We start from the raw sequence: 24,517 nt of genomic DNA on the forward strand, positions 1-24,517 counted from the left end.
CGCCCGCCGCTCCCGGAGTACCCTTCCTTGATCGTTGACCGGGGGAGTGTTCGCGGGAGCGGAAGGCGGTGCGCGGGTGAGCTCGGGCGGGCGGGAGCTGCCCCCTGGTGACGAGGGTCACGAGGGGAGCTCTGGGGACGTACCCCCTGGAGCGGTGTCCCTGGCCCGGCCGATGGAGATGGGATCTCAGATCGGACCGGAACTGGACTGGGATGCCGACGCCTGGCGCGAGGTCCGTACGCGCGCACAGCGTGCGGGCCGGGCCTACATCTGGCTGAACCTGGTGGAACAGCGGCTGCGCGCGGTCGTGGCCGCTGTTCTGCGTCCCGTCTACGAACCCGTCCACGCCGACGACTGGGTCGTCGCCGCGGCGGGCCCGGCCGGGCAGGAGTGGGTGCAGCGGGCCGTCGCCGTGCGCGAGGTGAGCCGCCGCAAGGGCTATCTGCTCGACCCCGCCGACGACAACGTCCTCAGCTTCCTGACGCTGCCGCAGCTCCGTGAGCTGATGGTGCAGCACTGGCCCTGCTTCGAGCCGTACTTCGACGACCGGCGCGACGTCGAGCTGGCCCTCGACGAGCTGGAGGTCACCCGGAACGTCGTCTCCCGCAACCGCGCCCTCTCCGAGACGGTCCTCGCCCAGGCCGAGCGCGCCTCGGCCCGGCTCCTGGACATACTCGGCTCGGGCACCGACACGCCCTCCGCGCGGCGGCTGCCCGTCGACGCCGTCGAGGACCTGGTCGGTGACCGGTACGCGGACGTGGTGGCCGTGCACTCGGACCGGGTGCGGCTCCTGCGGCAGTTCCCCGCCGAGGACATCTTCGGCGGCGCCCGTCGCCTGGACGCGATCGGCATAGGCCTCAACCTCCTCGTGCAGAACTTCTCCGGGCGCCGCCTGGTCAGGCTCGCCGAGTCCGGCTGCCGGGTGCGGCTGCTCTTCCTCAATCCGGCGAGCAGCGCGGTCAAGCGCCGGGAGCGTGAACTGGGCATAAAAAAGGGCGAGTTGAGCCGCTCCGTCGAGATGAACATCCTCCACTCGCGCCGGGTCAGGGCGCGCCTGAAGGACCCCGGGGCCTTCGAGATCCAGGTCTTCGACGAGACGCCGCGCTTCACCGCCTACCTGGTCGACGGGGACGGCGCGGACGGCATCGGTGTCGTCCAGTCGTACCTGCGCAGGACCCGTGGGATGGAGGCGCCGGTCCTGGTGCTGCGCGGCGGGAGCCGGGTGGTCAAGTCGGGCGATCCGGGCGAGGGCGGTCTTTTCGCGACATACCGCGAGGAGTTCGAGGTGGCCTGGGCGGACTCGCGTCCGGTGTCGTGACCCCCTGCCGTGACCCCCGTCGTGACCCCGCGGACGGATGAAGTGGAATCCGCCCCTCGGATTGTCAGTGGCGCATGGGATCGTGGTGGTCACTGGGGGAAAGCACCACGAAGAAGGGGGCGGCCATGGGCTGGCACCGGGAGCTGCTGATCGGTTTCGACCTGGAGACGACAGGGACGGATCCGAGCGAAGCGCGCATCGTCACCGGAGCGGTGATCGAGGTCAAGGACGGCGAGACGCTGGGGCACCGCACCTGGCTCGCCGATCCGGGAGTCCCGATCCCGGCCGAAGCGGTGGCCGTGCACGGCATCACGAACGAACGGGCGGCGGCCGAGGGTGGCCCCGCCGCAGAGGTGGCGGACGCGCTCGCCGACGTCCTGACGTCGTACTGGCAGTCGGGCGTCCCGGTCGTGGCGTACAACGCGGTCTTCGACCTGAGCCTGCTCTCCGCCGAGCTCCGCAGGTACGGCCTGCGGTCCCTGCGTGACCGGCTCGGCGGCATCGACCCCGGCCCGGTGATCGATCCGTACACGATCGACCGCTCCGTCGACCGCTATCGCAAGGGAAAGCGCAACCTGGAAGCGGTCTGCAAGGAGTACGGAGTGCTCCTGGAGTCCGCCCACGACGCCGCGGCCGACGCCCAGGCGGCCGCCCGCCTCGCCTGCGCGATAGCCGACCGCCACCCGAAGGTCGCCTCCCTCGGCCCCGCGGACCTGCACCGCAGCCAGATCGAGTGGTATGCGGAATGGGCCGCGGACTTCCAGAACTTCCTGCGCAGGAAGGGGAAGGCGGACGCGGTGGTGGACGGCGTGTGGCCGCTCCGAGAAGAGGGCTGACCGCTCAGAAGGGGTACCAGCGGACTTCGGCGTCCCCGTCCCGCAGGGAAGCCACCCGACGGCGGAACTCCACGAGTGCCTTCGGGTTGGCGGGCGCATGCTGGGCGACCCACGCGCAGCTGGCCGTCTCCCGGGCGCCCCGCAGCACGGCGCACCCCTCCCACTCCCGCACGTCCCAGCCGTACGTGGACACGAACCCGTCGTAGGCCTCCGGCGCGAGTCCGTAGCGATCGCGGGAGAGCGCCATGACGACCAGGTCGTGCTCCCGCAGGTCGAAGGAGAAGGTCTCCAGGTCCACGAGCACGGGCCCGTCCGGGCCGACCAGGACGTTGCGGGGCAGTGCGTCCCCGTGGATGGGCCCCGGCGCGAGGCGGGGCTTCAGCGCCGCGGCCGCCGCCGCGAACCCGTCCCTGCGCTCCCGCAGATAGTCCGCGTCGGCCGGATCCACCGCGTCGCCCGCAAGCCGCAGCCACCGCTCCACGCCACCGAGCAGCTCCCGGCGGGGAAGGTCGAAGGAGGGGGAGTCCAGTTCGTGCACGAGACGGATCAGCGCCGCGAGGTCGCGCGGCTCGGCGGGGCGCACCGCATCCGGCAGCCGGTGCCAGAGCGTCACCGGATGGCCGTCCACCAGACGGGCATCGGGCTCGGCGGCCCGTACCGCGGGGACGCCCGCCTGCTCCAGCCATCGGGCGACGGCCGACTCGCGCCGCGCCCTTGCGAGGAGCTCGGGGGCCGCGCGGCCGACCTTGACGACCAGCTCGCCGACGGCGAACACCGCGTTCTCGCCGAGGGCGAGCAGCCGGGCCCCGCCCGCAGGAACCGGCAGATCCGCCGCGTCCAGTACGTCCCGCGCCCGTGCCTCGTCCATCTCGTGCCTCCCGCACCCGTTGCCCCGTTCGCCCGACAGTCTCGCATTCGCACAGGCCAACCGGCTTGCGAGGGCGCGCAGCTGCTTGACGTATCAAGATCACATCAGCACGATGACGGAGGCCGCCGGGGCGGCCGGACCCGAACAAGCCGCCCGAAGGAGCCGATCCCGTGACATTGGCGACCGCAACGAAGCGGTCAGCGAGAGGCACGCAGGGGCGCGGAGCCGCGGATCACGGCGCGTGGTTCCTCGTGCTGCCCGCCCTCATCCCGATCCTCGTCCTCAGCGTCGGCCCGCTCCTCTACGGCATCGCGCTGGCCTTCACCGACTCCCAGGCGGGCCGCACCGAGCCCACCCAGTGGGTCGGCGCCCTGAACTTCCAGGACCTGCTGCACGACACGCTGTTCTGGGACTCGTTCCGGATCGGCCTGGTGTGGGCGTTCGGCGTCACCGTGCCGCAGTTCTTCCTCGCGCTCGGCCTCGCCCTCCTGCTCAACCAGCCGCTGCGGATGCGCTGGCTGGCGCGGGCGCTGGCGATCATCCCGTGGGCGATGCCCGAGGTGGTCGTCGGCATCATGTGGCGGCTCGTCTACCACCCGGACGCGGGCGTGCTCAACGAGACGCTCTCCAACCTCGGCCTGGGGGAGGGGAAGGACTGGCTGACGGGGACCGCCACCGCGCTCTTCGCCGTCATCGTCGTCGGCATCTGGGCGGGCATGCCGCAGACCACCGTCGCGCTGCTCGCCGGACTGCAGAACACCCCGCGCGAGCTGCACGAGGCCGCCGCGATGGACGGCGCGGGCGCCTGGCGCCGCTTCCGCACGGTCACCTGGCCCGCGATCAAGCCGATCGCCCTCGCCATCACGGCGCTCAACTTCATCTGGAACTTCAACTCGTTCGCCCTCGTCTACGTCCTCACGCAGGGCGGCCCCGGCGGCCGCACCCGACTGCCCATGCTCTTCGCCTACGAAGAAGCGTTCCGCTACGGCCAGTTCGGCTACGCCGCGGCCATGGGCTGTGTGATGGTCGCGGTGATCTCCGTGATCCTCGCCGTCTACCTCGTCGGCCGCCTGAAGGGAGACGACGAGGCATGATGCGTACGAAGAAGACGACCCGCGCCGCGCAGTACCTGGCACTCGCCGGTTACCTGGTCTTCCTCGCCTTCCCGTTCCTCTGGCTGATCTCCACGGCCTTCAAGCCCGCACGGGAACTGGGCAGCCTGCACCCCACCTGGATCCCCAAGGACCCGACGCTCGACAACTTCCGCCAGGCCTTCGACGAGCAGCCGCTGCTCAGGGCCGCGGGCAACTCCCTGATCGCGGCGCTCAGCGCGGCCCTGATCGCGGTCGTCATCGCGACACCGATGGCGTACGTCATGGCCAGGCACCGTAACCGCGTCGCGAAGGCGGCCACCGGATGGGTGGTGATCAGCCAGGCGTTCCCGTTCGTCCTGATCATCATCCCGCTCTTCCTGATCCTGAAGAACCTGCACCTGATCAACTCGCTGCTCGGCCTGATCATGGTGTACGTGGTGTGGTCGCTGCCGTTCGCGCTGTGGATGCTCGTCGGATACGTCCGCGCGGTCCCCACCGAACTGGAGGAGGCCGCCGCGGTGGACGGCGCGAGCAAGGTCCGCACCTTCGTCTCGGTCGTCGCGCCGCTGCTCGCGCCCGGGATCGTGGCCACCGCGATGTTCGCCTTCATCACCGCATGGAACGAGTTCTTCTTCGCGCTCGTCCTGCTCAAGACCCCGGAGAAGCAGACGTTGCCGGTCATCCTCAACCGCTTCATCGGCACGGAGGGCGTCGCCGACCTCGGCCCGCTCGCGGCGGCCGCGTTCCTCGCGACCATCCCCTCGCTCGTCATCTTCGCGATCATCCAGAAGCGGATCACGGGCGGCATGCTGGCGGGGGCGGTGAAGGCCTGATGCGCACGGCACCGCGGCTGTTCTGTGCCGTCGCCGCTCTCACGCTGCTGCTCGCCGGATGCGGCGGCGACTCCGGGGACGATGACGGGAAGATCACCCTCCAGTTCCAGTCCCTGGCCTGGCAGAAGGAGTCCGTCGACGCCAACAAGGCACTCGTCAAGGAGTGGAACGCCACCCACCCCGACGTCAAGGTCGAATACCTCCAGGGAAGTTGGGACAGCGTCCACGACCAGCTGCTCACCTCCTTCGAGGGCGGCGAGGCGCCGGACATCATCCACGACGCGTCGGACGACCTCGCCGACTTCGCGTACGGCGGGTATCTCGCGGACATCGGCGGCCTCCTGCCCGAGCGCCTCAAGTCCGACATCCCGGAGCGGAGCTGGGAGACGGCGACCTTCGACGGGAAGGTCTACGGAGTGCCGTTCCTCCAGGAGCCGCGCGTCCTGATCGCCAACGCCAAGTGGCTCAAGGAGTCGGGGGTGCGTATCCCCACGCCGGAGCAGCCGTGGAGCTGGGCGGAGTTCCGGAAGATCACCAAGGAGCTCGGCGACGGCAGCGACGGCAAGTACGGCGTCGCCTGGCCGCTGAAGGAGCCGGTCTCCGCCACGCTCAACCTCTCCATGTCGACCGGCGGGAAGATGTTCCACCGCGGCGCGGACGGCAAGGTCGACGTCCGCTTCGACGAGGCCGACGAGATCATGCCCCGTACGGTCCACGACCAGGTCAACGTCGACAAGAGCGCATCGGGCACGACCCTCGGCATGGGCGGGTCCGATACGCTGCCCGGCTTCTTCGGCGGCAAGTACGCGATGGTCCCGCTCGGCTTCTCGTACCGCCAGCAGATCGTCCAGCAGGCACCCAAGGGCTTCGACTGGCAGGTGCTGCCCGCCCCGGCCGGTGCGGAAGGGCTCGCGCAGGGCGTCAGCCCGCAGACCCTGTCCGTCGCCGAGGACAGCGCGCACAAGAAGGAGGCGGCCGAGTTCATCGACTTCTTCCTGCAGCCGAAGAGCATGGTGAAGCTCGCGCGCGGCGACTGGATGCTGCCGACCGGTGCGGAAGCGCTGAAGGACCCGGCCCTGCGCACGGAGAAGGACGGCTGGTCCGCGGGCACCGCCCTCTCCGAGCACCTGCGCCCGGCGCCCGCCCAGTCCGTGCGCGGCTATCCCGAGTGGAAGGACAAGGTCGCGACCCCGGCGCTCCAGGAGTACTACAGCGGGGCGATCGACCTCGACGAGCTGCGGAAGCGGCTGGTGAAGGACGGGAACCTGGTGCTCGCCAGATACCAGCGCTAGGACCCTGTGACTGTGGGGCTTCAGGGTTTCAGGACCCGGCGCCGGGCCGGCCCGCCTGCACGAGCCCCGACTCGTACGCCGCGATGACCGCCTGCGCGCGGTCGCGGACGCCGAGCTTGGCGAAGATGCCGGTGGCGTGGTTCTTCACGGTCTGGACGCCGATCGCCATCTGCCCCGCGATCTCGGTGTTGTCGAGTCCCGATGCGATCAGCCGCAGCACCTCCACCTCGCGCGGGGTGAGCCCGGACAGGTCGGCGCCCGGCGGGTGCGGCACCGGGGCCGGAGCCACGAACGTGGCGAGCAGCCGGGTCAGCAACCGAGGGGCGACGACGGCCTCGCCGCGGTGGACGGTGCGCAGCGCGGCCACCAGCTCCTCGGGGGAGACGTCCTTGGGCAGGAACCCCGAGGCCCCCGCCCGCAGGGCGCCGACCACGTGCTCGTCCATGTCGAAGGTGCTGAGCGCGAGGACCCGGCACCGGGGCAGCTCGGCGGCGAGGCGCTCGGTGGCCCTGACCCCGTCGAGCACCGGCATGCGGATGTCCATCAGGACGACGTCGGGGCCCAGTTCGTGGGCCGCCGCGATGGCCTGCTCGCCGTCGTCCACCTCGCCGATGACCTCGATGGCGGGGTCCGAGCGCAGGATCAGGGAGAGGCCGCGGCGCACGAGCGGCTGGTCGTCCGCGATGAGCACGGTGATCCGGCCGGGGTCGGATTCGGTGGGGGAGGTCATCGGGTCGTCCCGCCCTTCTTGTACGTGTCGGCTTCGGGGGCGTCGGTTCCGTGGGCGTCGGCTTCGTACGTGTCGGCGGGCAGCGGCACACTCGCGACCACCGTGAACCCGCCCTCCGCACGGCGGCCGACCTGGAGGGAACCGTCGTGCAGAGCGATGCGTTCCCGCATGCCCAGCAGACCGTATCCACCGCTTCCGCCGGGCGCCTTGCCGTCACCGGCGCCGTCGTCGGTCACCTCGACGGAGACCCGGTCCGGGAGATAGGCGAGCCGCACCGTGGCGCGGGCGGGACCCGCGTGCTTGCGGGCGTTGGTCAGCGCTTCCTGGGTGATGCGGTAGAGCGTGAGCCCGACGGTCATCGGCAGCGGCCGGGGCCGCCCGGTGACGTGGAGCTCGGCGGGCAGCCCCGCGGCGGTCGAGTCGGCGACGAGCCGCTCGATGCCGTCCACCCCGGGCTGCGGTTCCGACGGCGTCTCCTCCGGGCCCTCGGCGCTGCGCAGGACACCGAGGAGCTGCCGCATCTCGTGCAGGGCCGTGCGGCCCGAGTCCTCCAGGGTCACCAGCGCCTCGCGGGCCGTCTCGGGATCGCGGTCCATGGTCGACCTGGCGCCGCCGGACATCAGGTACATGGTGGTGATGTGGTGGGCCACGATGTCGTGGAGCTCCCGTGCGATGCGGCGCCGTTCCTCGGTCACCGCGCGGTCGGCGAGGAGCTTGCGGTTGATGTCCAGCTGGCTCTTCCACTGCCGCACGGCCAGGCCCACCGCGACGATGAGGCAGGGCGTGACCAGCACGTCGGTGATGCCCATGCCCAGGAAGGGCACGTCGTTGTGCAGATACCGCGCGGTCTGCACGGGTGCGGTGGCGACGACGCCCAGCACCACGGCGCGCCGGTCGCTGTACCTGGCGACCGTGTAGAGCGCCACCGCGACGGCGCCGCCGTAGCTGTTCGACATCGGCGCGCCCGGGTCCACGGCGAGGCCCAGGTTGACGGCCAGCTGCACGACGAGGACCGCGCCGAGCACCGGCAGGGGGTGCCGGCGCCGGAAGAGCAGCGGGCACAGGGAGAGGCAGATCAGCAGGACGCCCGGCACGGTGACGGGTGCCCCCGGCCCCTCTTCGCCGGGCGCGCAGTAGGCCAGTACGTCGAGCGCCACCGCGGCGACGGCGACCGCCGCACTGCCCCAGGTCGGCCGTGCCTTTCCCGCGGGTGGTACCGGAGGGAAGAAGTCGCGTCCCATCCGGGCGCCTCCACAGTGTGCTGATCGAGCCGGGCCATCTCTGCTTTCTGCTTTCCGCACCATTACATCCCGTCCCGCCGGGCGTTTGATCGGCGCGGGGTCGGTTCTTGTCCCCAGTACTGGAGTACTGCCTGCGGCGGAGTGCCGGACCCGGGTCCCGGGTGCGTCCCCTTCCGGCGGCCGACGTCCTCAAGGGGCCCCGCGTGATGACCTGTTGGCATGATCCGCAAGTTGACCTCTTTCTCCACCCGGCATCGATGGCTGACGGTCGTCGTATGGACCGTTCTCGGTGCTGCGCTCTCGTTCGCGGGAAACGCCATGATGTACGACGTCACCGACTCCCAGGCCGGGGACTTCCTGCCCAAGAAGTACGACTCGGCCGTGGCGCTGCGTATCGCCGAGGACGATTTCGGGACCAAGCCCGACCCCAACGCGCTGACCGTGCTCGTCGCCAGGGACGACGGCAAGAAGCTCACCCCCGCCGATCAGCGGCGGATCGCGGGCACCGCGGCCGACCTGGGCCGGGAAAGGGTCGCAGCGGACAAGCCCGAACCCCTGATGAAGGACCATTCCCAGACCCCGCGGGTCTCACCGGGCGCGGTGGCCCCTGACAAGAGTTTCCGGCTCCTCACGGTGTCGCTCGACGGAAATCCCAATGACCCCGGTCTGCAGGACGTCTACAAGAAATTCCGCGACCACGCGAAGGACGAGTTCGCGGACGCGGATCTGCGCGTCGGATTCACCGGCGGAATCGCCTCCACGGTGGACAACGCGGATGCCGAGGAAAGCACGGCGGCCGTCGTATCCGGCCTGACGATGGGCCTCATAGTCCTGCTGAACGTGCTGGTTTTCCGCAGTCTGGCGGCCGCATTCGTGCCCCTGATCGCGGTGGCCCTGATCGGCGGTGTCGCCTCGGGCGCCGTGGTCGGTGCGGCAAAGCTCTTCGACATCGACCTCGACCCGTCCACTCCCTCACTGATCGGCGTCGTGCTTCTCGGCATCGGCATCGACTATTTCCTCTTCCTGATGTTCCGGTTCCGGGAACATCTGCGGAATCATCCCGAGCAGAACGCACGGGCCGCGGCGGCCGAGACGACAGGGCGGGTGGGCAGCGCGATCACGTCCGCGGCCCTGACGATCGTGGCGGCGTTCGCGACGCTGGGCCTCGCGAGCTTCGGCCAGTTCCGGGTCCTCGGTCCGGCCATCGCGATCTCCGTACTCGTGATGCTCCTGGCGAGCCTCACCCTCATGCCCGCCCTCCTCGCCGTGTTCGGACGCGGCATGTTCTGGCCCGCGCGCGCCTGGAAGAAGGAACGCACCGGCGGGATCGCGGCACGCCTGGGACACGCCGTGAGCAGCCGCCCGCTGCGGTACGCCGTCGGCAGCCTGGTGCTGCTCGGTGCGCTGGGCGCGGGCGCCGTCGGCATCAAGATGAGTTACGACCAGCAGGGTCTGCACGAGACCGCCGCCGTCAGGACCGCCGAACAGATCTCCCGCAGCCTCCCCCCGGGCGTCTCCGACCCGCACACCGTCTATGTACGGAGCACCGACGGCGGTGACATCAAGCCGAGTTCGCTCACCGGCATGACCCGCTCCCTGGCCAAGGCGGAGGGCGTCGGCGAGGTGGGGAAGCCGGTGCTCAGCAAGGACCGCACGGCCGCGCGGGTCGACGTGTTCCTGAGCGTCGAGTCCGATACGCAGCAGGCCCGCGACCTGGTCTCGGGCCCCGTCAGGGAGACGGCGGCGCGCACCGCGCCCGAGGGCACGGACGCCTACGTCACGGGGACGGCCGCGATCTTCGCGGACATCTCGACGGCCGTGGAGAAGGACCTGCGCCTGGTGTTCCCGGTCGCCGCCCTGCTGATCGCGGTGATCCTCTTCCTGCTGCTGCGCTCACTGCTCGCGCCGGTCGTGCTGATGATCGCCGTGGGCCTCGGGTTCGTGGCCACCCTCGGCGCGAGCACGCTGCTCTTCCAGCACGGACTCGACCGCCCCGGGGTGTCGTTCACCCTGCCCCTGGTGCTCTTCCTCTTCGTCGTCGCCCTCGGCACCGACTACAACATCCTGATGACCGACCGGATCAGGGAGGAAATGGAGAAGCCGGTCCCGGCGCGTACCGCGGTGGCCGAGGCGGTGCGGCACACCGCGCCCGCCATCGCCACGGCGGGCATCGTGCTCGCGGGCTCCTTCGCCAGCCTCGCCGCGAGCCCCGCCACGCAGGAGATCGGCTTCGCCACGGGCCTCGGCATCCTCCTCTCCGCGCTCGTGCTCTCCCTCGTCCTGGTGCCCGCGCTGGCCGCGATCCTGGGCCGCGGCCTGTGGTGGCCCCGCCGCTCTGGCCGGACACCGGGCCGACACCACCACACGCCGCAGGGCCCGCCGCCCGCGCCTGAGCAGCAGCACCACTACCCGTACGCGTCCGCTCCGGCGCACTTCGAACACGAAGGGCGCATATGAACACCGCTACTTCCTCGGTACGGACGACTTCGGCAACGCCGAGTACGCCCGCACGCTGCGGCTGCTCGTCGACGCCGCGGCGGGGCGGCCTCGCCATCCTGTGCGCCGACACCACCGCGCCGGGCAACGCGGAGTGGTACCGCAAGGCCATCGAGAAGGCCCGGCCGAAGCAGCCGGTGTTCGGACCCTTCCACAACGCGCCGATGCCGTGCGGCTGGTGGAAGCAGAAGCCGCGCGAGCCGCGCACCGAGATCGACAACGCCCTGCCCGCCCTGCAGATCCAGGCCACCGGCGACACCCGCACCACCTACGAGCAGGGACTCGGCATGCACCGGGCGATGCGCGGCTCCAAGCTGGTGACCGTCCCGGTCCGCACCCATGCGGTGTTCGTCGGCTACTCCAACGCCTGTGCCGACAAGGCCGTCAACGACTATCTGCTGACCGGCGAGCTGCCGAGGGAGGACTACACCTGTCCGCGCGATCAGCGGCCGAACAACTCCTGAAGCAGGGCGTGTTCGGGACTGTCCTGGGGGGCGGTCATCACCACCAGCTCGATCCGCTCATGCCCCGGCAGCAGATAGCCGGTGTACGCCAGGGTCAGCGGGCCCGCCTCCGGGTGGTTCAGCCGCTTGTGGCCGGTGTTCGGCCCGCGCACCTCGTGCTCGTTCCACGCATCGGTGAACAACTCGCCGCCGGACGCGGCGAGTTCGGCGAGGAGCGGCTCCTCGCCCGTGCGTCCGGCGAGGGCGTTGCGGAGGCGGTGGACGTTGCCGCGCGCCACCGCCTCCCAGTCCGTGTACAGCTCCTTGGCCCTCGGGTCGCAGAGGGCGAACCACGCGAGGTTGCGGCGGTGCGGCTCGAGCGCGCCGAAGTCCGTCACGAGCCAGGCGGCGGCAGCGTTCCAGGCGAGCACGGAGCGCATGGGGTCGACCAGGTAGGCGGGCCACACAGTGAGCGCCCGCAGCAGGTCGAGCGCCGCCTGCGGGGCCTGGGGTGGCGCGGACGGCACCGGAGGCACGGGCCGCGCCGTGATCCTGTGCAGATGGCCGCGGCCGTCCGCGTCCAGGCGCAGGGCGGTGGCGAGCGCGTCGAGCACTTCGGGTGAGGGGCGGCGCTGGCGCCCCTGTTCGAGGCGCGTGTAGTACTCGGGGCTGATCCCGGCGAGCGCGGCGACCTCGGCCCGCCGCAGCCCCGCGAGCCGCCGCCCCGCGGTCCTCGGCAGCCCGACGCACTCAGGGGTGAGCCGCGCACGCCGAGTCCGCAAGAACCGTGCCAGCTCGGTCGGTCGGGCCTGCGGAGAGCCGGGGGCCGGTGCGGGGTGCGCGGTCATGCGGACGTTGTCCGAAGTGCGGTCATGGGCCCAGTGTCCGTGCGGATGATCGGCCGGGGCCAGCCCCGGGGGTGGCCCCGACAGGGCCACCCCCGCCGGGGAGCCCCCTCACCGGTACCTGGTGCCCCGGCACGCCCCCGCGAAGGCTGCCACCCATGAGCAATCCCGCACCCCGCACTCCACAGCCCACCACCCCACAGCCGACCACTCCACAGCCCACCACACCTAAGCCCGCCCCCGCCCCGCCGAGCCCCGCCACGCTCGCGCTGCTCGTCCTGAGTGCTGCTGCCGGGCTCGACGCGGGCAGTGTCGCCGTGTTGAACAGTGCGCTTCCCGCTCTCGGTGCGGAGTTCGGGGCGGCCCCGCAGGCGTTGTCCTGGGCCGTCAGCGGCTATGCGCTCGCCTTTGCCGGGCTGTTGCTCGCCGGGGGAGCCCTCGCCGATCGGTTTCCGCGCCGCCGCGTGCTGACCGCGGGGCTGCTCGCGCTCGCCGCGGGGGCCGTTCCCGCCGTGGCCGCGAGCGACTTCTGGATGGTCGCGGCGGGCCGGGTCGTGCAGGGCGCGGGCGCCGCGATCACCGTTCCGGCGGCGACCGCGCTGGTCGCCGACCTGTACGCGGCGGGCCCCGCACGCTCCCGCGCCCTCGGTGTCTTCGCCTCGGCGCAGGCGGGCAGTTACGGCGCGGGACTCGTCCTCGGCGGACTGCTCACCGGAGCGGCGGGCTGGCGGCTCGTCTTCGCGGTGCAGGGCGCGGCGGCACTGCTCACCGCGCTCGCCGCGGTACGCGTGCTCCCGCCCGGTGCGCCGGACAGGAACCGCCGCGTCGACCCCGTCGGCGGCGCGGCCCTGGTGGCGACGGTCGTCCTGGTCGTCCTCGGCGTCGATTTGCTCTCGCACCGGGGCGCGGGGCGCCTCCTCGCCGTCGCCGCGGCGGCGGGCGCGGCCGGTGCGGCGACACTGTGGTGGCGGCGCGGTGGCGACGCGCTGCTCGACCGGGCGCTGCTGCGGATCCCGACGGTGCGGACCTCCGCGGCCCTGGCGGTGGTCTTCTACTTCTGCGTGAACGGCTCGCTCTTCTTCGTACCGCTGTATCTGCAGGACGTACGAGGAATGTCACCGGCCCGGTCGGGGCTCGCGGTCCTGCCGGTCAGCGCGGCCGTGACCGCCACGGCACTGCTCGCCGGACGCCTCCTGGAGCGGCTCGGCGCGCGGGCCGTCCTCACGACGGGACTGCTGCTGACCGGGGGAGGAGTGCTGGTGTGGTGCCTGACGGAGTCTCAGAGTCCTTACTGGTGGCCGGTGTTCGTGGGTCTCGTCGTGACCGGGGTCGGGCAGGGGCTGACCTTCCCCGCGCTCACGGCCCTCGGTCTGCGGGGCGTCCCGCGGGGCCGCCAGGGCGCGGCGTCCGCGCTGACCGCCACGGCACTGCAGATCGGCAGCGGGCTCGGGCCCGCGGTCCTCGCCGGAGCGGCTGCGGCGGCCGGTCCTTCGGTCCTGACGGGTCAGCACGTCGCGTTCGCCGCGGCGGCGGGCACGGTGGCAGTGGCGGGGGTGGTGGTCGGGGTGCGCCGGGTGGGGTGACCGGGGGCCACCATGTCAGGGCGGCGCCCCATGGGTGGTGACCAGGTGCGGCCGTCACATCAGGGCGGCGCCCCATGCGTAGTGACCAGGTGCGGCCGTCACATCAGGGCGGCACCCCGTCCCCGGGTGGCGCCGCCCTCCCGCACGTCAGACCGCGACCGACTCCTCCATCTCCTCCTCCTGGGCCTCTCGCTCCTGCCCCCGGGCCGCGTGCCGGGCGGGGGCGGGAGCCGCCGCGGGCCGCTGCCGCCGCTCCCAGAGCCCGGCGACGGCGACGAGCAGCAGGCCGAGCACCAGCCACCCGGCCAGCGTCCACACGTGCGGGGCCAGACCGTGGCCGCCGAAGTAGAGGTGGCTGCGGATGCCCTCGACGAAGCCCGCGCCGTTCCAGAACGCGTGCAGGGAGCCGAAGAAGCCGTTCTGCAGCTCGGGCCGGAAGAGCCCGCCGGACGTCGTGAAGTTGAGCATCACGAAGAGCACCATCATCGCCAGTGTCGTCCAGCGCTTCAGGAACGTGTGCAGTCCGATGCCGATGAAGAGGATCCCCGCCGCGTACAACCAGCACATGGCCCACACGCCCCACAGGCCCTGGTGCACCAGGTGGAAGATCGGCCCCGCGAGCGCCGCGCCGATCAGGCTGACGGCGAAGGAGACCCCCACGACGAGCCCCGCCCTGGCCCGCATCCGCAGCCCCGCGCCCGCCGCGCCGAGCACCGCGACCGACGCGTACGAGCCGATGCTCACGGCGACGAGCAGGAAGAACAGGCCCTGGCCCGTGGGGTCGTCCTCGACGGGCGGTGCCACGTCGGTGACCTTCAGCGGCAGGCCCTGCCGCGCGGCGATGGGCGTGAAGAGCTTCTGGGCCGCCGTGGCGCTCATGTCGGACCCGGCGGTGGCCACGATCAGCTCGGGCGACTTCGCGTCGGGGACGTAGGCGCCCGCGATGTCGAGGGACTTGAGCGCGTCGACCGCCTGCTCGCGGTCGGCGAGGGTGCGCACGTCCAGTGCGTCGCCCGCCTTGTCCTTGATGCCCTGCGCGAGGGCCTGGGTCTGCGGGCCCGACCCGACGACGGCAATCGGCATGTCGTTCGGCTCGGGCGTCACGAACGCGCCCATATAGGCCAGGCCCATGCCGAGGCACATCAGCAGGGGCGTGACCAGGTGGAGGAGGACGTGGCGCAGGGCGTCGCGCAGTCGGGGGGCGGGTTCCGCGGTGGCGGACATGAAAGGTCTCCGGGGACTCGGCAGGTGGTTGGCCTGGGGTGGTTGGTATATGCAACTCAGATGGTTGGCATATACAACTCTCTTCGGTGTTGTACTCTACAACCATTCGCGGAGAGGGAGAAATCGTGACGGATCGAGACGGTGACCGGCCCGGTGTGCGGGACGAGTCCATCGAGGTCATCCAGCGGGAGATGACCGCGTTCGCCCGGCGGGCGCGCGCCACCGCCGCGCGGATGCACCCCGAGCTCTCGCTCGTCTCCTTCACGCTGCTCGCCCACCTCGAGTTCCAGGGGGGCTGCCGGGCCACGGATCTGGCCGCGCACTACACGCTGGACAAGTCGACGATCAGCAGGCAGGTGGGGGCGTTGGAGAAGGCCGGGCTCGTCGAGCGGCGGCTCGATCCGGCCGACCACCGGGTGCACGTGCTGCACCTCACCAACCGGGGCAACGAGGTCCTCGTGCAGGTCGGGGACGCCCGTCGGGTCGCCTTCCAGGAGCGGCTCGCGGGGTGGAGCGGGGCGGACCTGTCGCGGTTCGCCGACTATCTGCTCCGTTATAACGAGGCCGCAGTCGAGGGTCCGGCGTGACAGGCGGTCCTGGGTGAGGTCCTGAATGAGGTTGCACGAGACGTCTCGTCTCGCATAAGGTCCGGGGCATGACCTCATCCCGGCCTGCCCACATCGCCATGTTCTCGATCGCCGCCCACGGGCACGTCAATCCGAGCCTCGAAGTGATCCGTGAGCTGGTCGCGCGCGGACACCGCGTCACGTACGCCATTCCGCACGCCTTCGCGGAGAAGGTCGCCGAGACCGGCGCCGAGCCGCGGCCCTACGCCACGACGCTGCCCTCACCGGACGACGACCCGGAGGCGTGGGGCACCGAGCTGATCGACAACATCGAGCCGTTCCTCGCCGACGCGATCGCCGTACTCCCCGAGCTGGCCCGCGCCTACGAGGGCGACGAGCCCGACCTCGTCCTGCACGACATCACCTCCTACCCGGCGCGCGTCCTCGCCCGCCGCTGGGGCGTCCCCGAGATCTCGCTCTCGCCGAACCTCGTCGCCTGGGACGGGTACGAGGAGGAGGTCGCCGAGCCGATGTACGCGGAGTTGAAGGAGACCGAGCGCGGCAAGGCGTACTACGCGCGCTTCCACACCTGGCTGGCGGAGAACGGCGTCACCCAGCACCCCGACCCCTTCGTCGGGCGCCCGCCGCGCTCGCTCGTGCTGATCCCCAAGGCGCTGCAGCCGCACGCCGACCGGGTCGACGAGGACGTGCACACGTTCGTCGGCGCCTGCCAGGGCGACCGGGCGGCGCAGGGCGACTGGGAGCGGCCCGCGGGTGCGGAGAAGGTGCTGCTCGTCTCGCTCGGCTCGTCCTTCACCAAGCAGCCCGGCTTCTACCGCGAGTGCGTCGAGGCCTTCGGGAACCTGCCCGGCTGGCACGTGGTGCTCCAGGTCGGCAAGCACGTCGAACCGGCCGAACTCGGCGAGCTGCCCCCGAACGTGGAGGTGCACGCGTGGGTGCCGCAGCTCGCCGTCCTCAAGAAGGCCGACGCCTTCATCACGCACGCCGGGGCGGGCGGCAGCCAGGAAGGGCTCGCCACCGCGACGCCGATGGTGGCCGTGCCGCAGGCCGTGGACCAGTTCGGCAACGCCGACATGCTCCAGGGGCTCGGCGTGGCCCGGCACCTGCCGATGGCGGAGGCGACCGCGGCGACGCTGCGTGAGGCCGTCCTCGCGCTGGTCGACGACCCGGAAGTGGCCCGCAGGCTGGGGGAGATCCAGGGCGCGATGGCCGCGGAGGGCGGCACGAAGAGGGCGGCGGACCTCATCGAGGGGGAACTGCGGGAGCTGCCCCTTGGGGCAGAAAAAGGATTGCCCCTTCGGGCAGATGTAACGCTCCGTGGCGCTATTGGGTAACGGCCCGGTCATTCGATAACGCTCAGGTAACGCAACACCGTCCTGACAGAGTCATTGACTCGTCCCACAAGGTTGACCGTTACCCCCGGTCAAAGGTTGCACGCCGGAGATCTTGTTCCTTGAGCGAACTACTTCCTAGCGTGGGATGAACTTTCGCCGAACGCCAGGAAGTTGACCCCCATGCGTCGAGACATACCGCCCCTCGCCGAGGTGCGCCGCATCACCGAGAAGAAGCGCGACGCGTGGTGGACCGTGTTGCTTGTCGACCCGGTCGCCACGCCGCTCGTGCGGTTCACCGCGATGCGGACGCGCGTCACGCCCAACCAGATCACCTGGGGTGCGTTCATCCTCGGCCTCGGCTCGGCGGCGTGCTTCGCGCTCGGCGACTGGAAGTGGCTGGCCCTCGGCGCGGTCATCTACCACCTCAGCTTCATCTTCGACTGCATGGACGGCAAGCTCGCCCGCCTCACCGGGCAGGGCTCCGTCTTCGGCGCCTGGCTGGACTTCGTCTTCGACCGGATCCGCGTGATGGTCTGCGGCGTCGCGCTGATGGCCGGGCAGTACGACCGCACCGGCGACACCTTCTACATCTGGCTGGCCCTCGGCGTGGTCGCGCTCGACACCCTGCGCTACATCAACTCGCTGGAGATCTTCAAGATCCGGCACACCATGCGAAAGCAGATCAAGACCCGCATGCGGGCGGCGCGGCGCGCGCAGAACGAGGCGGAGCTCGCCTTCATGGAGGACCTGCTGCGGGAGAACCCCTCGGCGGACATCGAGCAGGACCTGCAGCGGGCCGCGGGCGAGGCGGTGGACTACGTCCCGCTGCCGCCCGAGGAGGGCGAGGCCCCAGAGGCCGTGGAAACCACCGGTGCCGACGGGGAGGCGGCACCGGTGCGCAAGGCCCAGGTGATCGACCTGCACCAGGAGTTCCGGCGGAAGTTCCCTGCTTATCTGCGGGTCCGTTCCTTCCTGCTGCGCCACCGCATTCGCGCGCACCTGGTGAGCGGAATCGAATTCCAGATGGGCGTCTTCATGATCGGTCCGCTCTTCGATGTCGTGATGCCCGCGACGATCGTCTCCGGGGCGCTCCTTCTGGTCTTCGAACTCGCCATCATCTACAAGCTGCTCCTCTCGACGCGTGACTTCACGCGGACGATCGACTCCTTCGAGGAGCAGAAAGTCCCCACTGCCGCATAACACTCACCGCGGCGCAGTACGTGTATTTCCCGACGCCGGTCGGGCTGGACTCCCCAGCCCGACCGGCGTTGCCCGTGTGGCACAAAGTGCCCACTGTTACCGCGAGTTGGGGGTGTTGTGGCCCGGGATGTCCGATCCGGTGCTACAGATCCGGTTTGTTATTACGGAACCTTGTTGAACAAGTCACAGCTGTATGAAGGTATTGATCTGCGCGCGTCAATCCGCCAGTGTTTCGTCCCAACACCCGGAGATCTTCCGGGCCTCAAGGGGTGTCGCAACGAACTTGTTGTCACGGCACGCCCTTGGGCGACAGCTGAATAAAACCCCCCACATCCCCCCACACAGCACTGAGGAGACCCCTCTTCATGGCAACTCACAAGCGTGCCCGCACGATGAAGCTCACCGCCGCGATAGCCACCGCCGCCACCGCGGTCGGTGTCACCGTGTTCGCGACCTCGTTCGCCGGTGCGTCCACCCCCGCCGAGGGCAAGGTGTACGGCCTGGACGCCAAGGGTGCCGTGGCCGGCAGCTACATCGTGATGATGGACGAGAAGGCCGACAAGGGTGCCAAGTCGGACCTCGCCAAGGAGTACGGCGGTCAGCTCAAGCACAACTACTCCTCCGCGATCAACGGCTTCTCCGCCAAGGGCCTGAGCGAGACCGACGCCAAGCGCCTGGCCGCCGACCCGGCCGTCGGCAAGGTCGTCCAGTCGAAGAAGTTCTCCATCGACGCCACCCAGGACAACCCGCCGTCGTGGGGCCTGGACCGCATCGACCAGGCGGACACCGCCGGTGACAAGAAGTACACCTACCCGGACGCCGCGGGTGAGGGCGCCACGGCGTACGTCATCGACACCGGTGTCCGCGTCAGCCACAAGGACTTCGGCGGCCGCGCCACGTCCGGCTTCGACGCCGTGGACAACGACGACAACGCCGACGACGGCAACGGCCACGGCACGCACGTCGCGGGCACCATCGCCGGTGACGCGCACGGCGTCGCCAAGAAGGCGAAGATCGTCGCCGTCCGCGTCCTGGACGACCAGGGCTCCGGCACCACCGAGCAGGTCGTCGCGGGCATCGACTGGGTCACCAAGAACCACAAGGGCCCCTCCGTCGCCAACATGAGTCTCGGCGGCGGCGCGGACGAAGCCCTCGACGCGGCCGTCAAGAAGGCGATCGACGCGGGCGTGACCTTCGCGGTCGCCGCGGGCAACGAGTCGACCGACGCGGGCCAGGGCTCCCCGTCCCGCGTGAAGGAGGCCATCACGGTCGCCTCCTCCACCAAGGACGACGAGCAGTCGGACTTCTCCAACTACGGCTCCGTCGTGGACATCTACGCCCCGGGCTCGGACATCACGTCCGACTGGAACACCGGTGACGACGCCACCAACACCATCTCCGGTACGTCGATGGCGACCCCGCACGTCGTGGGCGCCGCCGCCGTCTACCTCGCGGGTCACCCGGACGCCAAGCCCGCGGACGTCGCCAAGGCGCTGACCGACGGTGCGACCGCGGACAAGATCTCCAACCCGAGCGAGGGCACGCCCAACAAGCTCCTGAAGGTCGTCGAGTAATCCTCGCCGCCCGCTGAGCCGCGGCCGTCGTGCCCACCCCCACGGGGCACGGCGGCCGCTTTATCGTGTGCGTATGGCGATCAAGACATACGCGGTGCTGCTGCGCGGCATCAACGTGGGCGGCCACAAGAAGGTGCCGATGGCCGAGCTGCGCACGCTCCTCGAAGGGCTCGGGCACGGCGGCGTGCAGACGTATCTGCAGAGCGGCAACGCGGTCCTCACCGCGGACCACGGGGACGAGGAATCCCTGGCCGCCGAGGTGGGGGCGGCGATCGAGGAGCACTTCGGCTTCGCCGTCGACGTCCTCGTGCGCGACCACGCCTATCTGAAGGCGGTGGCGGACGCGTGCCCGTTCCCCGCGGCCGACCTCGAAGCGAAGCAGCTGCACGTCACCTACTTCTCCGGGCCCGTCGACCGGGACCGCTTCGCCCCCGTCGAGCAGCAGGCCTTCCTGCCCGAGGAGTTCAGGCTCGGCGACCGCGCCCTCTACCTGTACGCCCCCGACGGCCTCGGCCGCTCCAAGCTCGCCGAGCAGCTGGCGAAGCCCCGCCTGACCAAGGGCCTCATCGCCACCACCCGCAACTGGAACACCGTCGCCCGGCTGGAGGAGATGACCCGTGGCTGAACGCACCCCTGCCGTCGAGGCCGCCGTCGAGGCCGCCGTCGAGGCCGAACTGCGGCTCCTCGACCCCGAGGTGCGCGTCTCGCCCGAGCTCTTCGGTGCCCTGCTGCATCCGGAGTTCACCGAATTCGGCGCCTCGGGCACCCGGTGGGACCGCGCGTCGATCGTGCGGGTCCTCATGGCGGCCGGGGAGCCCGGCACCGACCCCGTCACGGTCTCCCGCATGCGGGGCGTCCAGCTCGCCGACGACCTGGTGCACTTGACGTTCGACACGGACAGCAACGGACGCCTGGCCCACCGCAGTTCACTGTGGCGGAAGTCGGAGAGCGGCTGGCGGATCTGGTTCCATCAGGCCACGCCGTTCAGCGAGGAGTGAGGTCAGGCATGCGCTACATCATCATCGGGGCAGGAGCGGTCGGCGGCACCGTGGGCGGGCGGCTCGCCGAGGCGGGACACGAGGTGGTCCTCGTCGCCCGGGGTGCCCACGCCGCCGCCCTGCGCGGCGGCGGCCTGCGCCTCAGGACGTCCGAGGGAACCCGCACCCACCGGCTGCCCGTCGTCGAACAGCCCTCCGAGCTAGGTGAGTTGGACCCCGACGACGTGCTCTTCCTGGCCGTCAAGACCCAGGACGGCGCCGCGGCCCTCGACGCCTGGGGCGGACGCCCGGTGACCGGCGGCGGCACCGCCGCCGAGCGGCTCCCGCTGGTCTGCGCGCAGAACGGCGTGGAGAGCGAACGCATCGCCCTGCGCCGCTTCCGTCACGTGTACGGCGTGTGCGTCTGGCTGCCCGCCTCCCACACGGAGCCGGGCGAGGTGTCCGCCGCGGGCGCCCCGTACTCGGGCATGCTGCACATCGGCCGCTACCCGACGGGCACGGACGAGACCGCCCGCCGGATCGCCGCAGACCTGGAGAAGTCGCGGATCCTCGCGCCCGTCGTCGCCGACGTGCTCCGCTGGAAGTACGCGAAGCTGCTGGCCAACCTGGCCAACTCCATCGAGGCGGTCACCGGGCCGATCACCGGCGACGAGGCCCGGAACCTGTACGCACGGGCCCGCGCCGAGGGCGAGGCCGCGTTCACCGCCGCCGGGATCGTGTGGGTGGGCGACGAGGAACAGCGGGAGACCCGCGGCGACCGCATCCGCCTCGAACCCCTCGACGGCTCCCCGCGCGGCGGCGGCTCCTCCTGGCAGAGCCTCGACCGCGGCACGGGCAGCATCGAGGCCGACTACCTCAACGGCGAGATCGCCCTGCTCGGACGGTTGCACGGGGTGCCCACACCGGTGAACGACGCGCTCCAGAGGGTCGCCAACGCCTTCGCCCGTGAGCGGCGGCCCGCGGGCTCGATGACGGTGGCGGAGCTGGCCCTGGAGATCGACGGCGAGGGCGGGTGACCCCGTTGCTCCGTACGAAGTGGCCCGGCCGGACGGGGTGCCAATGGCCCACAAGCGGGAGCCAATGCCTGGATAGTGTCGAGACATGACGAAGCCCGACGCCACGCCCGATGCCACACCGGACGCCACCGCCCACGCCCCGACCCGGGTCGACTTCTACTTCGACCCGGCCTGCCCGTTCGCCTGGATCACCTCGCGCTGGATCCTGGAGGTCGAGCGCCACCGCGACCTCGACCTGCGCTTCCACGTGATGAGCCTCTACTTCCACAACGAGGGCAACGAGCTCCCTGAGTGGTACCGCGACCTGGTCGACCGCTCCCTCACCCTCACCCGGATCGCCGCGGCCTCCGCCGAGCGGCACGGCGAGGAGATCCTCCGCGACCTCTACACCGCCTTCGGCACCCGGGTCCACCAGGAGAAGAACGAGGACTTCGACGAGGTCGCCGCGCAGGCCCTGGCCGAGCTCGGGCTTCCGGCCGAGCTCGCGGCGGCGGCGCGCGACGCCTCGTACGACGAGCCGCTGCGGCGCAGTCACGACGCGGGCAAGGACCCGGCGGCCGACGGCTATGTGGGCACGCCGACGATCCACGTCGACGGCACCGTCTGGTTCGGGCCTGTCCTGCGCGCGATCCCGCGCGGCGAGGAGGCCGCCCGGCTCTTCGACAGCTTCCGCGTCCTCGCGGGCCACCCGGACCTCTTCGAGCTGAAGCGCGCCCGCACCGGCGGCCTGGACTTCTCCTGAGCTCCCGGGGGCGGGAGCCTCACGGCGCGACGGGTGCGACCGGTGCGACGGGCTCCCCGGGGAGTCGCGAGGTGAGGTGCAGGGTGACCCTGCCGTCCTCCTCGGGGATCTCACGGATCCGTACGTAGCCGAGGCGCGCGAGGACGGAGAGGGACGGGGCGTTCTCCGAGTCGACCGTCGCGTGCACCTCGGCGAGGCCCAGCGTCTCGTGCCCGTACGCGGTGAGGAGCCGCGCCAGTTCCGTGCCGAGGCCGAGGCCCCAGCTGTCCCTGGTCAGGCCGTAGACGATCTCGGTGCCGTCGAGCCAGGTCTCCGGGGACGGCTTGACCTCGGCATGGCCGACGTAGCGCCCCTCGTGCCGGACCGCCCAGACGGGAAAGCGGTCCTCCGGGTAGATCAGGTCGAGGATCCTGCCGAACAGGGCGCGGTCGTCCGCCGCGCTCTGGATGCCGTCCCCGAACCAGCGGCCCACGGCCTCGTCCTGGAAGAGCGCGACGAAGTCCGCCTCGTCGGAGGCGACATAGGGGGAGAGGGAGAGGCGTTCGGACCTCAGTTCGGGCGTCATTGGCGTGACGGTAAGGGGGCGGGCACGGGGCCGCAAGCCGATTCGGGCGTGCTCAGGTCGTGCTCAGCCCGCCACCCGCGGCAGCCCGATGGGGTTCGGGAAGGGCAGGACGTCCGAGTCCAGGATGCGGCGGACCGCCGGTTCCAGCGCGGTGAGGAGCGCGTCCGCCTCCCCCCTGGGCAGCGGGCGGAGCAGCCGCCCCGCGAGGCGGTCCGTGTCCTCCTCTATCAACTCCCGCTTGCTGACGCCGTGTTCGGTGACCCGGTCCGACGTGTCGAGCAGCCCCATGTAGCGCATCCGGTCCACTGAGGCCGCCCACTCCTCCTCCGTCCAGCCCCGGTCCTGCCGGATACCGGCCGCGTCCACCCGGTCCGTCGCGGCGGCCAGGACCAGACTCTCGCGGGCGTCCAGCCCGTGATCGGCGAGGACCGCGACATGCGCGTCGCCCCGGAACTCGCGCACGCACGTGACCAGTTGCCAGAGCCGCTCGACCGGATCGGAGCGGTGCGCCAGATCGCGGTTGGCGGCGAACAGCGGACGCGCGAGCGATGGCGCGTCCGCCACCATGGCCATCAGCGGATCGTTGACCTTGGCCGCCAAGTCCTCGATGGACGGCACCAGTTGACGCAGCGCGGCAGCCGTGACGCGGGCGCGCTCCTCGATGACCCGATCCGGCGACGCGTACTCCCACGCCGACGGCAGGGCCCGCGCCACCATGCCCGGCGCGAAGACACCGAGCGCGGCGGCCGCCACCCCGGGGCCGACCCGCCCCATGGGCGCGGTACGGGCCGCGAAGTACCCCATCCAGAAGCCCTTGAGTCCCACGGCTCTGCCGAGGCCGCGGCAGCGCTCCTCGAAGTAGACCACCGCGTGCAGGGGTTCGGTGCGCAGCCACAGCGTGCGGGATCGGCTCGGGGTCATGAACCCACAAGCTAGGCCAGTGCGGGAATCCGCGCCAGGGGAGCAACGGGGCAGGTGCCAGGCGCATACGCCTCGTCGTAGCGCCGTAGCAGCAGACTCGCCACTTCCGGTGCGGGGCCGAGGACTTCGGCCAGCACGTCGGCGTCGGCGGCGCCCCGCGCGATGCGGTCCGGCAGGAAGCCGGGGGCCAGGACGTAGGGCGCGACGGCCACCCGCCGCACCCCCTGCACGGCCCGCAGCGCGCGCACGGCGTCCTCCGTGCGCGGCAGAGATGCGGAGGCGAACGCAGGCCGCACGGCGCACCAACCGGTACACCGCCACTCCCGCGCGATTTCAGCGATCACTGCGATCGCCTCCGGGTCAGAGGACCCCGCCGAGGCCAGCACGACCCCGGTCGAGGACTTGTCGGCGGGGTCGAGCCCCGCCTCGTAGAGCCGCCGCTCCAGGGCGGAGACGAGCAGCGGCGACGGGCCGAGCACCGCCGCCTGCCGGATGCGCAGCGCGGGCGGAGCCTCGCGCAGCACCGCGGGGATGTCCGACTTCGCGTGGAACGCGCGGGTCAGGAGCAGCGGCTGGGCCACCACGTCCCGTACGCCCTCCGCGGCGAGCCGCTCCAGGACGCCGGACACGGTCGGGGCGTTGAAGTCGAGGAACCCCGTCTCCACCCGCAGTCCCGGGCGCAGCGACCGCACCCGGCGCACCATTGCGCGCACGGTCGCGGCGTGCCGCGGGTCACGGCTGCCGTGGGCGACGAGAAGAAGGACGGGACGGTGCACG

At 71.3% G+C, this 24,517-nt stretch carries 23 protein-coding genes and 1 pseudogene; 16 read left to right on the forward strand and 8 right to left on the reverse strand.

The window, feature by feature from the left end; all coding sequences use genetic code 11:
- Window positions 1–76: 76 nt before the first annotated feature.
- Window positions 77–1,318, forward strand: a complete 1,242-nt coding sequence (locus tag AC068B_RS11685) for an SAV2148 family HEPN domain-containing protein (RefSeq protein WP_478671273.1) — start codon at window positions 77–79, stop codon at window positions 1,316–1,318.
- Between the two features lie 125 nt (window positions 1,319–1,443).
- On the forward strand, window positions 1,444–2,154 hold the full coding sequence (locus tag AC068B_RS11690) for an exonuclease domain-containing protein (RefSeq protein ID WP_478670843.1): 711 nt from the start codon (window positions 1,444–1,446) through the stop codon (window positions 2,152–2,154).
- A gap of 4 nt (window positions 2,155–2,158) precedes the next feature.
- On the opposite strand, the gene AC068B_RS11695 is transcribed toward AC068B_RS11690, so the two are convergent.
- Window positions 2,159–3,022 (reverse strand): phosphotransferase enzyme family protein, encoded by an 864-nt coding sequence (locus tag AC068B_RS11695; protein WP_468558458.1) that lies wholly within the window; start codon window positions 3,020–3,022, stop codon window positions 2,159–2,161.
- A 176-nt stretch (window positions 3,023–3,198) separates the two neighbouring features.
- Between AC068B_RS11695 and AC068B_RS11700 the strand changes: the two genes are divergently transcribed.
- From AC068B_RS11700 to AC068B_RS11710, 3 genes are read left to right on the forward strand one after another with little or no spacing between them, the layout of a single operon-like run.
- Window positions 3,199–4,116 carry a carbohydrate ABC transporter permease gene (locus AC068B_RS11700; RefSeq protein WP_478671274.1) on the forward strand — a complete coding sequence of 306 codons (918 nt, stop codon included), beginning with the start codon at window positions 3,199–3,201 and terminating at the stop codon, window positions 4,114–4,116.
- A complete protein-coding gene (locus AC068B_RS11705; protein ID WP_478670844.1) occupies window positions 4,113–4,949 on the forward strand; it encodes a carbohydrate ABC transporter permease in 837 nt (278 codons plus the stop codon). The genes AC068B_RS11700 and AC068B_RS11705 overlap by 4 nt, the downstream gene beginning before the upstream one ends.
- Complete coding sequence (locus AC068B_RS11710) at window positions 4,949–6,241, forward strand: ABC transporter substrate-binding protein (RefSeq protein WP_478670847.1); 1,293 nt, start codon at window positions 4,949–4,951, stop codon at window positions 6,239–6,241. The genes AC068B_RS11705 and AC068B_RS11710 overlap by 1 nt, the downstream gene beginning before the upstream one ends.
- 28 nt (window positions 6,242–6,269) lie before the next feature.
- Here AC068B_RS11710 and AC068B_RS11715 read toward each other — a convergent pair whose 3' ends face one another.
- Together AC068B_RS11715 and AC068B_RS11720 are read right to left on the reverse strand one after the other, a co-directional pair.
- On the reverse strand, window positions 6,270–6,971 hold the full coding sequence (locus AC068B_RS11715) for a response regulator (RefSeq protein ID WP_478670848.1): 702 nt from the start codon (window positions 6,969–6,971) through the stop codon (window positions 6,270–6,272).
- Window positions 6,968–8,212 (reverse strand): sensor histidine kinase, encoded by a 1,245-nt coding sequence (locus AC068B_RS11720; protein ID WP_478670849.1) that lies wholly within the window; start codon window positions 8,210–8,212, stop codon window positions 6,968–6,970. The genes AC068B_RS11715 and AC068B_RS11720 overlap by 4 nt, the downstream gene beginning before the upstream one ends.
- Before the next feature lie 219 nt (window positions 8,213–8,431).
- Here AC068B_RS11720 and AC068B_RS11725 point away from each other — a divergent pair, with 219 nt between their 5' ends.
- Both AC068B_RS11725 and AC068B_RS11730 read left to right on the forward strand, forming a co-directional pair.
- Window positions 8,432–10,669 (forward strand): MMPL family transporter, encoded by a 2,238-nt coding sequence (locus tag AC068B_RS11725; RefSeq protein WP_478670852.1) that lies wholly within the window; start codon window positions 8,432–8,434, stop codon window positions 10,667–10,669.
- On the forward strand, window positions 10,666–11,172 hold the full coding sequence (locus tag AC068B_RS11730; protein WP_478670853.1) for an alpha/beta hydrolase: 507 nt from the start codon (window positions 10,666–10,668) through the stop codon (window positions 11,170–11,172). Before AC068B_RS11725 ends, AC068B_RS11730 begins: the two co-directional genes overlap by 4 nt.
- Here the strand turns inward: AC068B_RS11730 and AC068B_RS11735 are convergent.
- The gene (locus tag AC068B_RS11735) at window positions 11,151–11,999 is read right to left on the reverse strand and encodes a helix-turn-helix domain-containing protein (protein WP_478670855.1); all 849 of its coding nucleotides are present in this window, start codon (window positions 11,997–11,999) and stop codon (window positions 11,151–11,153) included. The two genes, AC068B_RS11730 and AC068B_RS11735, sit on opposite strands and share 22 nt — an antisense overlap.
- A 155-nt stretch (window positions 12,000–12,154) precedes the next feature.
- On the opposite strand from AC068B_RS11735, the gene AC068B_RS11740 reads away from it, so the two are divergent.
- The gene (locus AC068B_RS11740; RefSeq protein WP_478670857.1) at window positions 12,155–13,579 is read left to right on the forward strand and encodes an MFS transporter; all 1,425 of its coding nucleotides are present in this window, start codon (window positions 12,155–12,157) and stop codon (window positions 13,577–13,579) included.
- Between the two features lie 147 nt (window positions 13,580–13,726).
- On the opposite strand, the gene AC068B_RS11745 is transcribed toward AC068B_RS11740, so the two are convergent.
- Window positions 13,727–14,803, reverse strand: coding sequence for a hypothetical protein (locus AC068B_RS11745; RefSeq protein WP_478670858.1), 1,077 nt, complete (start codon window positions 14,801–14,803; stop codon window positions 13,727–13,729).
- 191 nt (window positions 14,804–14,994) lie between these two features.
- Between AC068B_RS11745 and AC068B_RS11750 the strand changes: the two genes are divergently transcribed.
- The 8 genes and pseudogenes from AC068B_RS11750 to AC068B_RS11785 all read left to right on the forward strand — a co-directional run bounded on the left by AC068B_RS11750 (window position 14,995) and on the right by AC068B_RS11785 (window position 22,254).
- Window positions 14,995–15,390 carry a MarR family winged helix-turn-helix transcriptional regulator gene (locus AC068B_RS11750; RefSeq protein ID WP_478671277.1) on the forward strand — a complete coding sequence of 132 codons (396 nt, stop codon included), beginning with the start codon at window positions 14,995–14,997 and terminating at the stop codon, window positions 15,388–15,390.
- Window positions 15,391–15,415: 25 nt separating this feature from the next.
- Window positions 15,416–16,724: pseudogene (gene mgt, locus AC068B_RS11755) on the forward strand (macrolide-inactivating glycosyltransferase).
- A 180-nt stretch (window positions 16,725–16,904) separates the two neighbouring features.
- Complete coding sequence (locus tag AC068B_RS11760) at window positions 16,905–17,924, forward strand: CDP-alcohol phosphatidyltransferase family protein (protein WP_478670860.1); 1,020 nt, start codon at window positions 16,905–16,907, stop codon at window positions 17,922–17,924.
- Window positions 17,925–18,289: 365 nt separating this feature from the next.
- Window positions 18,290–19,498 (forward strand): S8 family peptidase, encoded by a 1,209-nt coding sequence (locus AC068B_RS11765; protein WP_478670861.1) that lies wholly within the window; start codon window positions 18,290–18,292, stop codon window positions 19,496–19,498.
- Between the two features lie 73 nt (window positions 19,499–19,571).
- The gene (locus tag AC068B_RS11770; protein ID WP_478670862.1) at window positions 19,572–20,123 is read left to right on the forward strand and encodes a DUF1697 domain-containing protein; all 552 of its coding nucleotides are present in this window, start codon (window positions 19,572–19,574) and stop codon (window positions 20,121–20,123) included.
- A complete protein-coding gene (locus tag AC068B_RS11775; RefSeq protein ID WP_478670864.1) occupies window positions 20,116–20,496 on the forward strand; it encodes a nuclear transport factor 2 family protein in 381 nt (126 codons plus the stop codon). The genes AC068B_RS11770 and AC068B_RS11775 overlap by 8 nt, the downstream gene beginning before the upstream one ends.
- A gap of 8 nt (window positions 20,497–20,504) precedes the next feature.
- Window positions 20,505–21,512 carry a ketopantoate reductase family protein gene (locus AC068B_RS11780; protein ID WP_478670866.1) on the forward strand — a complete coding sequence of 336 codons (1,008 nt, stop codon included), beginning with the start codon at window positions 20,505–20,507 and terminating at the stop codon, window positions 21,510–21,512.
- A gap of 85 nt (window positions 21,513–21,597) precedes the next feature.
- On the forward strand, window positions 21,598–22,254 hold the full coding sequence (locus tag AC068B_RS11785) for a mycothiol-dependent nitroreductase Rv2466c family protein (protein ID WP_478670867.1): 657 nt from the start codon (window positions 21,598–21,600) through the stop codon (window positions 22,252–22,254).
- 19 nt (window positions 22,255–22,273) lie between these two features.
- Here the strand turns inward: AC068B_RS11785 and AC068B_RS11790 are convergent, their stop codons facing one another.
- The 3 genes from AC068B_RS11790 to AC068B_RS11800 all read right to left on the reverse strand — a co-directional run bounded on the left by AC068B_RS11790 (window position 22,274) and on the right by AC068B_RS11800 (window position 24,516).
- On the reverse strand, window positions 22,274–22,819 hold the full coding sequence (locus tag AC068B_RS11790) for a GNAT family N-acetyltransferase (protein ID WP_478670869.1): 546 nt from the start codon (window positions 22,817–22,819) through the stop codon (window positions 22,274–22,276).
- Between the two features lie 63 nt (window positions 22,820–22,882).
- Entirely contained in the window at window positions 22,883–23,740 is an 858-nt protein-coding gene (locus AC068B_RS11795) for an SCO6745 family protein (RefSeq protein ID WP_478670870.1), read from the reverse strand.
- 11 nt (window positions 23,741–23,751) lie between these two features.
- The gene (locus tag AC068B_RS11800; protein ID WP_478670872.1) at window positions 23,752–24,516 is read right to left on the reverse strand and encodes a sirohydrochlorin chelatase; all 765 of its coding nucleotides are present in this window, start codon (window positions 24,514–24,516) and stop codon (window positions 23,752–23,754) included.
- Between the last annotated feature and the right edge of the window lies 1 nt (window position 24,517).

The sequence above is a fragment of the Streptomyces sp. NPDC042371 genome (genome assembly GCF_056437465.1).